The sequence below is a fragment of the Streptomyces sp. NPDC055140 genome (genome assembly GCF_053607285.1).
Genome location: NZ_JBSGTG010000001.1, coordinates 148067 through 162655, shown reverse-complemented (window position 1 = coordinate 162655; position 14589 = coordinate 148067). Strand labels below are relative to the sequence as shown.

The 14589-nt window shown below is 70.8% G+C and carries 10 protein-coding genes and 1 pseudogene; 7 read left to right on the top strand and 4 right to left on the bottom strand.

Annotated elements, in window-relative coordinates:
- Positions 1-22: 22 nt before the first annotated feature.
- The 3 genes and pseudogenes from ACWFR4_RS00780 to ACWFR4_RS00770 all read right to left on the bottom strand — a co-directional run bounded on the left by ACWFR4_RS00780 (position 23) and on the right by ACWFR4_RS00770 (position 3107).
- Complete coding sequence (locus ACWFR4_RS00780; protein WP_453650081.1) at positions 23-949, bottom strand: carbohydrate kinase family protein; 927 nt, start codon at positions 947-949, stop codon at positions 23-25.
- A 77-nt stretch (positions 950-1026) separates the two neighbouring features.
- Entirely contained in the window at positions 1027-2031 is a 1005-nt protein-coding gene (locus ACWFR4_RS00775) for an oligosaccharide MFS transporter (protein WP_453650628.1), read from the bottom strand.
- A 43-nt stretch (positions 2032-2074) separates the two neighbouring features.
- Positions 2075-3107: pseudogene (locus tag ACWFR4_RS00770) on the bottom strand (LacI family DNA-binding transcriptional regulator).
- Between the two features lie 328 nt (positions 3108-3435).
- Between ACWFR4_RS00770 and ACWFR4_RS00765 the strand changes: the two are divergent.
- Positions 3436-3861: a Rieske (2Fe-2S) protein gene (locus tag ACWFR4_RS00765; RefSeq protein WP_453462049.1), complete on the top strand. Its 426-nt coding sequence runs from the start codon at positions 3436-3438 to the stop codon at positions 3859-3861.
- 35 nt (positions 3862-3896) lie between these two features.
- Here the strand turns inward: ACWFR4_RS00765 and ACWFR4_RS00760 are convergent, their stop codons facing one another.
- Entirely contained in the window at positions 3897-4847 is a 951-nt protein-coding gene (locus ACWFR4_RS00760; RefSeq protein WP_453462047.1) for a hypothetical protein, read from the bottom strand.
- Between the two features lie 198 nt (positions 4848-5045).
- Here ACWFR4_RS00760 and uvrC point away from each other — a divergent pair, with 198 nt between their 5' ends.
- The 6 genes from uvrC (at position 5046) to gap (ending at position 14542) form a co-directional block, all read left to right on the top strand.
- Positions 5046-7085: an excinuclease ABC subunit UvrC gene (gene uvrC, locus ACWFR4_RS00755; protein ID WP_453462045.1), complete on the top strand. Its 2040-nt coding sequence runs from the start codon at positions 5046-5048 to the stop codon at positions 7083-7085.
- Positions 7082-8077, top strand: a complete 996-nt coding sequence (gene rapZ / locus ACWFR4_RS00750) for an RNase adapter RapZ (RefSeq protein WP_453462042.1) — start codon at positions 7082-7084, stop codon at positions 8075-8077. The genes uvrC and rapZ overlap by 4 nt, the downstream gene beginning before the upstream one ends.
- Positions 8074-9111, top strand: a complete 1038-nt coding sequence (locus ACWFR4_RS00745; protein ID WP_453462040.1) for a gluconeogenesis factor YvcK family protein — start codon at positions 8074-8076, stop codon at positions 9109-9111. Before rapZ ends, ACWFR4_RS00745 begins: the two co-directional genes overlap by 4 nt.
- Complete coding sequence (gene whiA / locus ACWFR4_RS00740) at positions 9102-10091, top strand: DNA-binding protein WhiA (RefSeq protein WP_453462037.1); 990 nt, start codon at positions 9102-9104, stop codon at positions 10089-10091. The genes ACWFR4_RS00745 and whiA overlap by 10 nt, the downstream gene beginning before the upstream one ends.
- Positions 10092-10334: 243 nt before the next feature.
- On the top strand, positions 10335-13295 hold the full coding sequence (locus ACWFR4_RS00735; RefSeq protein WP_453650079.1) for a M14 family zinc carboxypeptidase: 2961 nt from the start codon (positions 10335-10337) through the stop codon (positions 13293-13295).
- Positions 13296-13531: 236 nt separating this feature from the next.
- A complete protein-coding gene (gene gap / locus ACWFR4_RS00730; protein WP_266565571.1) occupies positions 13532-14542 on the top strand; it encodes a type I glyceraldehyde-3-phosphate dehydrogenase in 1011 nt (336 codons plus the stop codon).
- The last annotated feature ends 47 nt before the right edge of the window (positions 14543-14589 follow it).

The window sequence follows — 14589 nt, the reverse complement described above, 5'->3', positions numbered from 1 at the left end:
GACCGGGGCAGGTGAACGGCGGCTACAGCGACGGGAGTTCGGACGCGTACGGCGGTTCGGCGCCGGCCCGCGAGCAGGTGACCGCGGCGGCGCGCGCGGCGAACCGCAGCAGCCGGTGCCACGCGTCCTCGGCGAGGCCCTCCACCGCCTCCACGGACAGCGCGTCCCACGCGGCCAGACCGTGCAGCAGCGCCGCGTTCACGGTGTCGCCCGCGCCGATCGTGTCGACGACGTCGACGCGCTCACCCGGTACGTCGTACCGCGCGCCGCCCCGCGTGAAGACCGTCAGCCCGTCGCCGCCCCGCGTGATCACGACGGCCGCGGGGCCCGAGGCCAGCCACTCCTGTGGGGTGCCGCCCAGCCACTGCGCGTCCTCCTCGGACAGCTTGAGCAGGCCGGTCGAGGGGAGCCAGTTCTTGAAGCGCGCCCGGTACGCGTCCGGGTCGGGGATGAGGCCGGCCCGGATGTTCGGGTCGAGCGCGGTGAACACGCCCTGGGCCGAGGCCGATCGCATCAATTCCTCGTACGCGCTCGCACCCGGCTCCAGAACCAGCGAGCACGTGCCGAACGACACCGCGCGCGTGCCCGGCGGAAGTCGGTCGGGCACCGAGAAGAGCCGGTCGGCCGTGCCCTCGACGTAGAACGAGTAACCGGCCGAGCCGTCCGCGGCGATCGACGCGACGGCCAGCGTCGTCGGTTCGTCGCCCCGCTGGACGTACGACACGTCCACGCCGGCCCGCGCGAGCCCGCCGAGCAGTGCCTCGCCGAACGCGTCGCGGGAGAGCCGTGAGCAGAAGGCCACGGGGGAGCCGAGCCGGCCGACGGCCACCGCGGTGTTGAAGGGGCCGCCGCCGAGCCGGGGCGCGAGCGCGGGCAGGTCGCCACCGTCATCGGCGGCCCCGCCCTGCGGCACGAGGTCGATCAGGGCCTCTCCGGCGACGACTATCACGGGTGGTTCCTTTCGGGCTGAACTGTGGAGCGGTGCTGGAGTGCGGTGGAGCGGAGGTGCAGGGGGCGAGGCACAGGCTAGAGGCTCGCGGGCTCTGGCACAGCGCTCCGGCCGGAAGCGGGCACGTCCGGGACCGACTCGGGCAGACCCTTCGCGTCGGGACGCAGCGTGGCCACGGAGACGGCGGTGAACGCGGCGACCATCGCCGCCATGAGCAGGTGGGTGGGCGCGAAACCGAGGCCGTCGTAGCCGATGCCGGCCAGCGGGGAGATGATCGCCGCGCCGAGCTGCGCCGCGAGCTGGAAGCCGACCAGGTAGATCGAGGACGACAGGCGGGACTCGAAGTGCCGGTTGATGTACTTGAAGATCGCGATCAGCATGATCGGCAGCTCGGCCGCGCGCATCAGTTTGACCGCCGAGATCGCCATGGGGTCGGTGGCCAGGCCGGAGAGGCCGATGCGGGTGGCCATGACGAAGCCGGACAGGAGCAGTGACCGCTTCGGGCCGAGCCGGTCGACGAGGAACGGCGCGAGGGCCATGCCGCCGGCCTCCAGGAAGACCTGGAAAGAGTTCAGGTCGCTGTACATCCGGTTGCCCTCGGCCTTGGTGCTGAAGAGCGACGAGAAGTGCGAGGGGAACATCTGGTCGTACGTGTTGTACGTCGCCGTCACCGCGACCACGAAGAGCAGCAGCCCCCAGAACGCCGGATAGCGCAGCAAGGAACGCACGTCGGCGAGCGAGACCGATGAGGCGGCGGCGTCCACGGCGGCGGAGCGACGGCCGTCCGTGACACGGATCGCGGCGATGAGGGCGACGAACACGGCGGCGGAGACGGAGGCCGCCCAGAAGGTGAGCTTGGGGTCGATGTTGAACAGTCGCCCGGCGAAGAACGTCGCGGCGGCCCAGCCCAGCGAGCCGAACATGCGGGCCCGGCCGAACTCGAAGCCGTGGAAGCGGCCGAGCCGCTCGGTGTAGCTCTCCAGGGTGGCGACGGCGACCGCGAAGGCCATGGCCAGACAGACGGAGCCGACGACGAGGCCGAGCGCGAAGTGGGTCTTGAGCAGGGGCCCGTAGACATAGATGAGGGGTCGCGTGCCCGTGACCCCACGGCCTCCGTCATCCCCGTCACCCCGGTGCCACCACCGACGCCCGCTCGACCACGGGGCAGTCCAGGACGCGCTGGGTCGAGGGGTCGACGTCCTGGTCCGCGGCCACCGAGTCCAGGAGCAGGTCCACCGCCGCCGCGCCCATCGCGTGGTGCGGCAGCGCGATCGTCGTGAGCGCCGGGGAGGTGGTCGGCCATCTGGTCCTGGTCGTCGTAGCCGACCACCGACAGGTCGTCCGGTACGGAGATGCCGAGGCCGGCCGCGGCGAGCAACACGTCTGTGGCCATACGGTCGTTGGCTCAGACGATGCCCGTGGGGCGCGCGTCCGGATCCTGCGTGTCCAGGACGCGCAGCGCGCCCGCGTAGCCCTCGTCGATCTGCCAGCCCACCCGCAGCGTCCACTTGGGGCGGGCCTTCAGCCCGGCGGCGCGCAGCCTGTCGCCGAAGCCGCGGGCCCGGTCGGACGCCGCGATGTTGTCCGTCTCGCCGCCGAGCAGCGCGATGTCGCGGTGGCCCGCCCGGATCAGCACGTCGACCACCGACCGGCCGCCCCCGCGCTCGTCCGCGACCACCGAGGCGTACGAACCGGGCTCGCGCGCCACGCAGTTGGCGAGCACGCACCGCTCGGGCGCCAGGGCCGCCGGCACGCTCGTGCTGCGCATCGACATCGCGGCGTAGACGATTCCGTCGACCCGGCGGGCCCGCAGTTCGGCGACCGCCTCGGCCTCCAGGGCGGGGTCCTTGCGGGATTCCAGGAGCAGTATCTGGTGGCCACGCGCGCGTGCCGCCTCCATGGCGCCGAGCACCATGCGCCCGGCGAAGGGGCTGGTCGCGATCTCGTCGCTGAGCATGCCGATGACCGCGCTGCGGCGGGTGCGCAGGGAACGGGCGACCTCGTCCGGGCGGTAGCCGAGCTCGTCGGCAGCCGCCCTGATCCTCGCCTGGGTCCCGGCGGAGAGGTTGCCCTGGGCCCGGCCGCTGAAGACGAAGGACACGGCGGCACGTGAGACGCCGGCCAGTTCGGCCACGTCGCGGGCGGTGGGACGGTTCACGCGGTGCTCTCTCCCGGGGCGGCGGATGACGTCTGACGTCCGTACCGGGCGCCGCGGAAGCGGGACGGCCAGGAAAGTGAAGTAGGGCGGCCGGGATGGTGCGGAAGTAGGACGGCCGGGATGGTGCGGAAGTAGGGCGGCCGGGATGGTGCGGAAGTAGGACGGCCATGGTGCAGAAGAAGGCGGCCCAGAAGCGTACGGGTGTGGCCGGCACCAGGGTCCCACGAGGCGTCATCCGCCCCACCGGTATCGTCGGATCTGTCACCGATGTGCGCCTTGGCGTGCAGTGGCCCACCCTGCCCCGCCCCGACCGACCCCTGGAGTCCCCATGCCCGGCACGTCGCCCGCCCGCCGAACCGTGCTGCGGGGTGCCGCCCTCGCCGGGACCGCGGGGCTAGGGATCACCGCCTGCTCGCCGGGCGGGTCGGGGGGCCGCGCGGAGTCGGCGCCGACGGCACCGGTCGACCTCGGCAAGGCCGACGAGGTGCCCGTGGGCGGCGTCAAGCTGTACCGGGACGAGAACATGGTGGTCAGCCGTCCGGCGGCCGACAAGTACGCCGCGTTCAGCACCATCTGCACGCACGCGGGGTGCCCCATCAGCATGTTGGAGGGCACGGAACTCACGTGCTCCTGCCACGGCAGCAAGTTCGACGCAACGAACGGCAAGGTGCTGCACGACCCGGCGACCCAGCCGCTGGCGAAGGTGCCGGTCGAGGTGAAGAACGGCAAGATCGTCGCGGGCCCGGCGGCCTGACCGGGCCTGGACCCCGATCGCCCCCACCTCGGCGATCAGCCCTCCCAGTCCCACCCGATCCCCAGGATCCCGGCCCGCACCTGTGGCTCCACCACGTGGACCGCGCGGTGGCCGGCGCTGAGCGGCAGGTCCTGACGGCCGCCGCGCGGGGCCGCCGCCGAGTGCTGGGTGAAGCGGTGACAGCGCACGGGCAGGACACCCTCGGTGAATCTGACCTGGAGCGCGTACTGCCCGCCCGCGAATCCGAAGCCGCGCAGGTACTCCGACGAGGGGCCCGCCGTGCCGTCCTCGAAGCCGTAGCGGAAGAGGAACGTGTCGCCCGCCCGCAGCCGCGCGTCGAAGAGCAGCTCCGCCACGACGACGCCCGTTCCCCGGTGCCGCCGCACCCGCCCCGTGCGGCAGTTCTCCAGGGCGCGCACCGAGACGTGATCCGTGCTGCATCCCGGGTCTCCGTGGTGGACGGCCACGTAGCGGTCCACGCCGTCCTGGTGGGCGCGCACGATGTGCTGGGAGTCGAGGCCGAGGAGTTCGCGGCGCGCCCCGATCCGCACCCGCTCGTGATGGCCGACCGTGTGCAGCCCGCCGTCCGGGGGCGAGCCGAGCTCGGCGAGGAGCCCTTCGAGGACGCCCGAGGCCTCGACGAGCGAGCGGTAGGAACGGGTCGAGGGGCGCTGGCGGGCCGCTTGCTCCTCGTCCTTGGCGAGCAGCCGGATCAGGGACTCGTCGGGCAGGTCCAGGATCTCCTCCAGCGCGCGCACGGCACGTAGGGACTCGGTGCGCTGCGGGCGCCTGGCCCCCTGCTGCCAGTAGCTCAGACTGGTGACGCCGACCGTGACACCGTGGCGGGTCAGATGATGCTGCACGCGGTGCAGCGGCAGCCCGCGCGCGGTGATCGCGGCCCGCAGGGCGACATGGAAGGGCCCCGCCCGCAGGGCCGTCTCCAGTGCGGGCGCGACGGTGTCCGCGTGCTGCGTGCCGTACGACATCCAGGGCCCTCCCCCGTGCATCCTCACAACGGCCGTCCGGCCGGGGCGTGCGCGGCCCCAATTCAACCGGCATTGAAGCGTGTTGATCTGCACCGGACAAGACTCGACGCGAAACCGTCTGGTCCGGCGTGCGGTGGGACCGCTCCGGGAAACGCGGGGGCAACCTCACTGTCGGTGGCCGCAAGTAGGGTGTCTGACATGGCCGACCCCTCCAGCTACCGCCCCCAGCCGGGACAGATCCCGGACTCCCCAGGGGTGTACAGGTTCCGTGACGAGCACCGCCGGGTGATCTACGTCGGGAAGGCGAAAAGCCTGCGCCAGCGCCTGGCCAACTACTTCCAGGACCTGGCGAACCTGCACCCCCGCACCCGCACCATGGTCACCACGGCCGCGTCCGTGGAGTGGACCGTGGTGTCCACGGAGGTCGAGGCGCTCCAGCTGGAGTACTCCTGGATCAAGGAGTACGACCCCCGGTTCAACGTCAAGTACCGCGACGACAAGAGCTATCCGTACCTCGCGGTGACGATGAACGAGGAGTTCCCGCGCGTGCAGGTCATGCGCGGCCAGAAGAAGAAGGGCGTGCGCTACTTCGGTCCCTACGGGCACGCCTGGGCCATCCGCGACACCGTCGACCTGCTGCTGCGCGTCTTCCCGGTCCGCACCTGCTCCGCCGGCGTCTTCAAGAACGCCGCCCGCACCGGCCGCCCCTGCCTCCTCGGCTACATCGGCAAGTGCTCGGCCCCCTGCGTAAGCCGCGTCTCGCCCGAGGAGCACCGCGAACTGGCCGAGGACTTCTGCGACTTCATGACCGGCCGCACCGGCACGTACATCCGCCGTCTCGAGCAGGACATGACGGACGCCGCCGAGGAGATGGAGTACGAGCGCGCCGCGCGCCTGCGTGACGACATAGAGGCGTTGCGCAAGGCGATGGAGAAGAGCGCCGTCGTCCTCGCCGACGCCACGGACGCCGACCTGATCGCCCTCGCCGAGGACGAGCTGGAGGCCGCCGTGCAGATCTTCCATGTGCGGGGCGGGCGCGTGCGCGGCCAGCGCGGCTGGGTCACGGACAAGGTCGAGGCGGTCACCAGCGGTGACCTCGTGGAGCACGCGCTCCAGCAGCTGTACGGCGAGGAGCGTGGGGACGCCGTGCCCAAGGAGGTCCTCGTGCCCGCGCTGCCCGAGCCCCTGGAGCCCGTACAGGAGTGGCTCACCACGCGCCGCGGGTCGAACGTGTCGCTGAGGATCCCGCAGCGCGGCGACAAGAAGGCCCTCATGGAGACGGTCCACAGGAACGCGCAGCAGGCGCTCGCGCTCCACAAGACCAAGCGCGCCTCCGACCTCACCACGCGCTCGCGCGCCCTCGAGGAGATCGCCGGGGCTCTCGAGCTGGACAGCGCCCCGCTGCGCATCGAGTGCTACGACATCTCCCATCTCCAGGGCGACGACGTCGTGGCCTCCATGGTCGTCTTCGAGGACGGCCTGGCCAGGAAGAGCGAGTACCGGCGCTTCCAGATCAAGGGCTTCGAGGGGCAGGACGACGTCCGCTCCATGCACGAGGTGATCACGCGCCGCTTCAAGCGCTATCTGGCGGCGCAGGAGAAGTCGGGGGAGTGGTCCGACGCCGAGCCGGCGGAGGAGGACGGCCCGATCGAGTCCCGTCTCACCGAGGACGACGGCCGCCCCAAGCGGTTCGCGTACCCGCCCCAGCTGGTCGTCGTCGACGGCGGCCAGCCGCAGGTGGCGGCGGCCAAGCGGGCGCTCGACGAGCTGGGCATCGACGACATCGCGGTGTGCGGGCTGGCCAAGCGCCTCGAAGAGGTCTGGGTACCCGACGAGGACGACCCGGTGATCCTGCCGCGCACCAGCGAAGGGCTCTATCTTCTGCAGCGCGTACGTGACGAGGCGCACCGTTTCGCGATCACGTACCAGCGCACCAAGCGGGCCAAGCGCTTCAAGGCCGGGCCGCTCGACGAGGTGCCCGGCCTCGGGGACGCGCGCAAGCAGGCCCTGATCAAGCACTTCGGTTCGGTGAAGCGCCTGCGATCGGCCACAATCGATCAGATCTGCGAGGTTCCCGGCATAGGCCGCAAGACGGCAGAGACGATCGTGGCGGCCTTCGCAGGCGCGGAGCCCGCCGCACCGGCCGTGAACACGGCCACAGGAGAGATCATTGAAGACGAGGACCCCACGGCCACGGCCGCGGCCACCTCGGAAGGACGACGGGGGCAGGAGCCATGAACGAGAACGAGCAGGGCGAACAGGCAGCACCACAGCCGGCCCCCGATGACCGGGCAGGCGAGGCTGCGGAGACAGACGGAGCACAGGTGAGTACGGGTACGACGAGCGAGACCGCAGGGGCGTCCGACGCGGCCATCCCCGAGCTGGTGATCATCTCCGGGATGTCCGGCGCCGGGCGTTCCACGGCCGCCAAGTGTCTGGAGGACCTCGGCTGGTTCGTCGTCGACAACCTGCCGCCCGCGCTGATCCCCACGATGGTGGAACTCGGCGCCCGCTCCCAGGGGAACGTCGCCCGGATCGCCGTCGTCGTCGACGTACGCGGCCGCCGGTTCTTCACCGACCTCCACCAGTCCCTCGCCGACCTGGAGTCCCGCCAGGTCACCCGGCGCATCGTGTTCCTGGAGTCCTCCGACGAGGCCCTGGTGCGCCGCTTCGAGTCGGTGCGCCGCCCGCACCCCCTCCAGGGCGACGGCCGCATCGTCGACGGCATCGCGGCCGAGCGCGAGCTCCTGCGCGAGCTGCGCGGCGACGCCGACCTGGTCATCGACACCTCCAGCCTGAACGTGCACGAACTGCGGGCCAAGATGGACGCCCAGTTCGCCGGCGACGAGGAGCCCGAGCTGCGGGCCACGGTCATGTCGTTCGGCTTCAAGTACGGCCTGCCCGTCGACGCCGACCTGGTCGTCGACATGCGCTTCCTGCCGAACCCGCACTGGGTCCCCGAGCTGCGCCCCTTCACCGGCCTGAACGAAGAGGTGGCGAACTACGTCTTCGGCCAGCCCGGCGCCAAGGAGTTCCTCGACCGGTACACCGAGCTGCTCCAGCTCATCGCGGCCGGATACCGCCGCGAGGGCAAGCGGTACGTGACGATCGCCGTCGGCTGCACCGGAGGCAAGCACCGCTCGGTCGCCATGTCGGAGAAGCTCGCCGCGCGCATCGCGGCGGAAGGCGTGGAGACCGTGGTCGTCCACCGGGACATGGGCCGCGAATGACCGGTCGCACACTCCGGCTCGGCAGCAGGCTCCGCCGGGTCACCTCTCCCACGAGCCGCCGGCGCGGCGCCCAGCCCAAGGTCGTCGCCCTCGGCGGCGGCATGGGCCTGTCCGCGTCGCTGGCGGCCCTGCGGCGCATCACCGGCGACCTCACCGCCGTGGTGACCGTCGCCGACGACGGCGGCTCCAGCGGCCGCCTCCGCGACGAGCTGGGCGTCCTGCCGCCCGGCGACCTGCGTAAGGCCCTCGCGGCCCTGTGCGGCGACGACGACTGGGGCCAGACCTGGGCCCGCGTCATCCAGCACCGCTTCCAGTCCCAGGGCGACCTGCACGAGCACGCCGTCGGCAATCTGCTGATCGTCGCCCTGTGGGAGCAGCTCGGCGACCATGTGCAGGCCCTCGACCTGGTCGGCAAGCTCCTCGGCGCGGAGGGGCGCGTACTGCCCATGTCCGCTGTCCCGCTGGAGCTCCAGGCCCTGGTCAAGGGGCACGACCCGGCGCGCCCCGACGACGTCGACACGGTGCGCGGCCAGGCCACGGTGGCCCTCACCCCCGGCGAGGTGCAGTCCGTGCACCTCGTGCCGCACGACCCGCCGGCCGTCCCCGAGGCGGTCGCCGCGGTGCTCGACGCGGACTGGGTGGTGCTCGGCCCCGGCTCCTGGTTCTCCTCGGTCATCCCGCACCTGCTGGTCCCCGAGCTGCTCGACGCGCTGATGGCGACCAAGGCCCGCAGGGTCCTCTCGCTGAACCTCGCGCCGCAGCCCGGAGAAACCGAGGGGTTCTCACCGCAGCGTCATTTGGAGGTTTTGGGACGACACGCCCCTAAACTCGCCCTGGACGTGGTGCTGGCCGACGAGGCCGCCGTGCCCGATCGCGAGTCCCTGACCGACGCCGCCAAGGAGGGCTTCGGCGCTGCGGTCGAGCTGGCGCCTGTGGCCAGGCCCGACGGGACTCCGAGGCACGATCCGGAGCTGTTGGCCGCCGCGTACGACCGTATTTTTCGGATGCATGGAAGGATCGGCCCATGGCGATGACGGCAGCGGTGAAGGACGAGATTTCCCGGCTTCCCGTCACCCGGACCTGCTGCAGAAAGGCAGAGGTCTCGGCCATCCTGCGCTTCGCGGGCGGGCTCCACCTGGTGAGCGGCCGCATCGTGATCGAGGCGGAGCTCGACACGGCGATGGCGGCACGACGGCTGAAGCGGGACATCCTCGAGATCTTCGGGCACACCTCGGAACTGATCGTGATGGCGCCCGGCGGGCTGCGCCGGGGCTCGCGCTTCGTCGTGCGGGTCGTGGCCGGCGGTGACCAGCTGGCGCGCCAGACCGGTCTTGTCGACGGCCGCGGCCGCCCGATCCGGGGTCTCCCGCCGCAGGTCGTCTCGGGGGCCACCTGCGACGCCGAGGCCGCCTGGCGCGGGGCCTTCCTGGCGCACGGCTCGCTCACCGAGCCGGGCCGCTCCTCCTCGCTGGAGGTGACCTGCCCGGGCCCGGAGGCCGCGCTCGCCCTGGTCGGTGCCGCGCGCCGGCTCCAGATCGCGGGCAAGGCCCGTGAGGTACGCGGGGTGGACCGGGTCGTCGTACGGGACGGGGACGCCATCGGCGCCCTGCTCACCCGCATGGGGGCGCACGAGTCGGTGCTCGCCTGGGAGGAGCGGCGGATGCGGCGCGAGGTCCGCGCCACCGCCAACCGCCTGGCCAACTTCGATGACGCGAACCTGCGCCGTTCGGCGCGCGCCGCCGTCGCGGCCGGGGCCCGCGTGCAGCGCGCCCTGGAGATCCTCGCCGACGAGGTGCCGGAGCACCTCGCGGCCGCCGGGCGGCTGCGCATGGAGCACAAGCAGGCCTCCCTGGAGGAGCTGGGCGCGCTCGCCGACCCGCCGCTGACGAAGGACGCCGTCGCGGGCCGTATCCGCCGCCTGCTCGCGATGGCCGACAAGCGGGCCCAGGACATCGGCATCCCGGGCACGGAGTCGAGCATCACCGAGGAGATGGCCGACAACCTCGCCGGCTGACCCCGGAGCGGAATGACTCACGCCGGTGCCGGTGCCCTGCCGGGGCACGGGCACCGGCGTTTTCGCTGCGCATGGGGACCACACGGGGTCTGACGGAACTCCTTCGACGCGCCCTTGACTTGACCATGAACTGTCATGAGTCTGGCGTCTGTTCGCTTCTGCGGTGCACCGCGACTTCTGCGGTACACCACAGCTTCTGCGGTACTCACCTGCTTCTGCGGTACACAACTGCAAGGGGGGCTCATGAGACGAAGAGCGAGATCGATCCTCGCCACCACGGCACTCATTCTGGGCGGGCTGGGAGGCGCGGGACTGACACCCGTCGCCCAGGCGGAGAGCGGCGGTGCACCCCGGTCGGACGCCGATCCGGTCAAGGTGTTCCGCGCCGAGGTCACGAAGGAGCAGGTACCCCTGCTCCTCGCGGCCGGGCAGGACGGGCACGAACTCGGCGAACAGGCCCCCGAGAAGGGGAAGGCCGAGGTCGAGGTCTACCTCACCGACAAGCAGGCGAAGCAGCTGGAGAAGAAGGGCGTCGAACTCACCGAGCACACGCTCTCCGCCAAGGCGCGAGCCCGTGTGGCGGCCGCGGGTGACGGCGTGTTCCGCCCCTACAGCGGCAAGGGCAATCTCCAGGAGGAGATCGTCAGGACGGGCCAGGCCCACCCCGGCCTCACCAAGGTCGTCTCCATCGGCAAGACGCTCCAGGGCAAGGACATCCTCGCGGTCAAGCTCACCAAGGGCGCCCGTACGACCAGGGACGGCTCGAAGCCGTCCGTGCTCTACATGTCCAACCAGCACGCCCGCGAGTGGATCACCCCCGAGATGACCCGCCGTCTGATGCACTACTACTTGGACAACTACTCCAAGGACAAGCGCATCAAGAAGATCGTCGACTCCACGGAGATGTGGTTCGTCCTGTCGGCGAACCCCGACGGGTACGACTGGACGTTCAACCCCGACGGCGACCGCCAGTGGCGCAAGAACATGCGGGACGTGAACGGCGACGGCGCGATCACCACGGGCGACGGCGTCGACCTCAACCGCAACTTCGCCTACAAGTGGGGCTACGACGACGAGGGTTCGTCCCCGAGCCCCGCCAGTGAGACCTACCGCGGCGCGAGCCCCGGCTCCGAGCCCGAGACGAAGGCCCTCGACGCCTTCGAGAAGCGCATCGGTTTCCGGTACGCCATCAACTACCACTCCGCGGCCGAACTGCTGCTCTACGGAGTGGGCTGGCAGGTGGCCACGCCGACGCCGGACGACGTGCTCTACAAGGCGCTCGCCGGGACTCCCGAGAACTCCGCGATCCCCGGCTACCACCCGCAGGTCTCCTCCGAGCTGTACACCACCAACGGCGAGGCGGACGGGCACGCGGGCAACGTCAACGGCATCGGGATGTTCACGCCGGAGATGAGCGAGTGCCAGACCGCGTCGGCCGTCGACCCGGACGACCAGTGGCGCCCCGAGGACTGCGAGTCGGTCTTCACCTTCCCGGACGACGAGAAGCTGATCCAGCAGGAGTTCACCAAGAACATCCCGTTCGCGCTCTCCGTGGCCGAGACCGCGGCGCACCCGGATCAGCCGTCCTCCTCGGTCGGCCTCCACGCCCCCGACTTCACCCCGGCCGCCTTCAGCACCTCGTACGCGCGCGGCGCCGACCAGGAGGTCTCGGTGACCGCCCGCAAGTCGGTGCGCGACAAGGAGCTCAACTACCGCGTGGACGGCGGCCGTACGCACGACGAGGACCTGCGTGCCTGGAAGGGCGGCGAGACCTACGGAGGCGACGACAACCTCCACTTCGACGCGTACCGCGCGAGGATCGAGGGCGCGGACCCGGGCGACAAGGTCGAGGTCTGGTTCACCGGACGCGGCAAGTCCGGGAAGCGCACCTCCAGCGAGCACTTCACGTACACCGTGGCCGAGCGGCCCAGGGCCGACACCCTCGTCGTCGCCGAGAACGACGCCACAGGCCAGCAGTCCAAGGCCTACGTGGACGCGCTGAAGGCGAACGGCCGCACGCCGCTCGTGTGGAACGTCGCCACCCAGGGCGCCCCGGACGCACTCGCGGTACTCGACCACTTCAGGACGGTCGTCCACTACACGGGCGCCGACCGCCCCGGCCTCACCACCCAGCTCGCCCTGCGCGACTACCTCAACGAGGGCGGCAAGCTGATCGAGGCCGGTGAGCAGGCGGGCGGCTCCGTCGCCATCGGCGACACGACCACGAACGACTTCAGCCAGTACTACCTGGGCGCGTACTCGCGTACGTCGACACCCGGCGCCACGAAGTTCGCCGGATCCGGCGTGCTCACCGGCGCGGCCGCGGGCCTCGGTGACGCTCCCGGCAACCCGCTGAACATCGCCGCGACCTACCAGGCCACCTCCGACGTGCTGTCCAAGGCCGACTATCCGCAGTTCACGAGCGCGGGCGCCGGTGAGTACGCGGGCACCCCCAACCCGTACAGCCCGTTCGAGGGCAGTTCCATGGCCGCCGCCGTGCACACGGACGACGGCTGGAAGCGCCTGACCCGCACCATCGACCTCACCGGCGTGTCCGCTGCCGACAAGCCGTCCCTGAAGTTCCAGCTCCTGTGGGACACCGAACCCGGCTACGACCACGCGGTGCTGGAGGCGCACACGGCGGGCGCCGAGGACTGGACGACGCTGCCCGAGGCCGGCGGCGCCACCACGAACGCCGTCCCCGCCGAGTGCGAGGCCGGATTCCTGATCAAGGAGCACCCGGCGCTCAAGCGCTACCTGACGCCCGGCAGCGCGGGCTGCACGGCCACCGGCACCTCCGGCTCCTGGAACAGCCTCACAGGCGCCTCGGACGGCTGGAAGCCGGTGACCTTCGACCTGAGCGCCTACGCGGGCAAGACGGTCGAGGTCTCGCTCAGTTACATCACCGACCCCGGCAGCGGCGGCCACGGCGTCCTCGCCGACAACGCGTCCGTCGTCATCGGCGGCGCCGCCAAGGAGACCGAGGGCTTCGAGTCGTCGTTCGGGGCCTGGAAGGTCGCGGGCCCGCCCCCGGGCAGCCCCATCGTCACCAAGGACTGGGCCCGCGCGGGTGAACTGTTCAAGACATACGGAGCCGTCAGCACCAAGGACACCGTGCTCCTCGGATTCGGTCTCGAACACGTCGCCACGGCAGCCGAGCGGAGCGTGCTCGTGGGGAAGGCGCTGGCCTCCCTGAGGAGCTGAAAACCACCGAGCCGAAAATGGGACAAAGCACCCCGCTCACTTTTCGTGAAAAGCGCCAGATGAGCGGGAATCCCGGCGGTCCGTACCCCTACTGGGCGGTACGGGCCGCCGGGCCGCACAAGGGCCCACTCAATGTCACCCGGAGGGCTTCGGAGAGGTAGGGTCGGAGGCGGTCGGGGACATCCCATACAACTCGCCGGCGTCTAAAACCGGCGTACCAACGAGGAGATCGGTTCGTGACGATCCGCGTAGGCATCAACGGCTTTGGCCGCATCGGGCGTAACTACTTCCGCGCGCTGCTTGAGCAGGGTGCAGACATCGAGATCGTGGCTGTCAACGACCTCGGTGACACCGCGACCACCGCACACCTTCTGAAGTACGACACGATCCTCGGCCGCCTGAAGGCTGAGGTCACGCACACTGCCGACACGATCACCGTCGACGGCCACACCATCAAGGTCCTTTCCGAGCGCAACCCCGCCGACATCCCGTGGGGCGAGCTGGGCGTCGACATCGTCATCGAGTCGACCGGCATCTTCACGAAGAAGGCCGACGCCGAGAAGCACATCGCCGGCGGCGCCAAGAAGGTCCTCATCTCGGCTCCGGCCAAGGACGAGGACATCACCATCGTGATGGGCGTCAACCAGGACCAGTACAACCCGGCGACGGACCACGTCATCTCGAACGCGTCCTGCACCACGAACTGTGTGGCGCCGATGGCCAAGGTTCTCGACGAGAACTTCGGCATCGTCAAGGGCCTGATGACCACGGTCCACGCGTACACGAACGACCAGCGCATCCTGGACTTCCCGCACTCGGACCTGCGCCGCGCCCGTGCCGCCGCCGAGAACATCATTCCGACCACCACCGGTGCCGCCAAGGCGACCGCCCTGGTCCTCCCGCAGCTCAAGGGCAAGCTCGACGGCATCGCGATGCGCGTCCCGGTTCCGACCGGCTCCGCCACCGACCTGGTCGTCACCCTGGCGCGCGAGACCACCAAGGACGAGGTCAACGCCGCGTTCAAGAAGGCCTCCGAGGACGGCGACCTCAAGGGCTACCTGTCCTACACCGAGGACCCGATCGTCTCCTCGGACATCGTCGGCGACCCGGCGTCCTGCACGTTCGACTCCTCCCTGACCATGGTTCAGGAAGGTAACTCGGTGAAGATCCTCGGCTGGTACGACAACGAGTGGGGCTACTCCAACCGTCTCGTCGACCTCACGGTCTTCGTCGGCGGCCAGCTCTAAATCCAGAGCAGGCATCTCGATGTGAGCACAGGGTCCGGACCGCGCAA

Bases quoted from the DNA above. Each gene is read 5' to 3' on its own strand.
- ACWFR4_RS00765 (WP_453462049.1), top strand. From the start codon at position 3,436: ATGCCCGGCACGTCGCCCGCCCGCCGAACCGTGCTGCGGGGTGCCGCC.
- whiA (WP_453462037.1), top strand. From the start codon at position 9,102: ATGGCGATGACGGCAGCGGTGAAGGACGAGATTTCCCGGCTTCCCGTC.
- rapZ (WP_453462042.1), top strand. From the start codon at position 7,082: ATGAACGAGAACGAGCAGGGCGAACAGGCAGCACCACAGCCGGCCCCC.
- ACWFR4_RS00760 (WP_453462047.1), bottom strand. From the start codon at position 4,847: ATGTCGTACGGCACGCAGCACGCGGACACCGTCGCGCCCGCACTGGAG.
- ACWFR4_RS00745 (WP_453462040.1), top strand. From the start codon at position 8,074: ATGACCGGTCGCACACTCCGGCTCGGCAGCAGGCTCCGCCGGGTCACC.
- ACWFR4_RS00735 (WP_453650079.1), top strand. From the start codon at position 10,335: ATGAGACGAAGAGCGAGATCGATCCTCGCCACCACGGCACTCATTCTG.
- uvrC (WP_453462045.1), top strand. From the start codon at position 5,046: ATGGCCGACCCCTCCAGCTACCGCCCCCAGCCGGGACAGATCCCGGAC.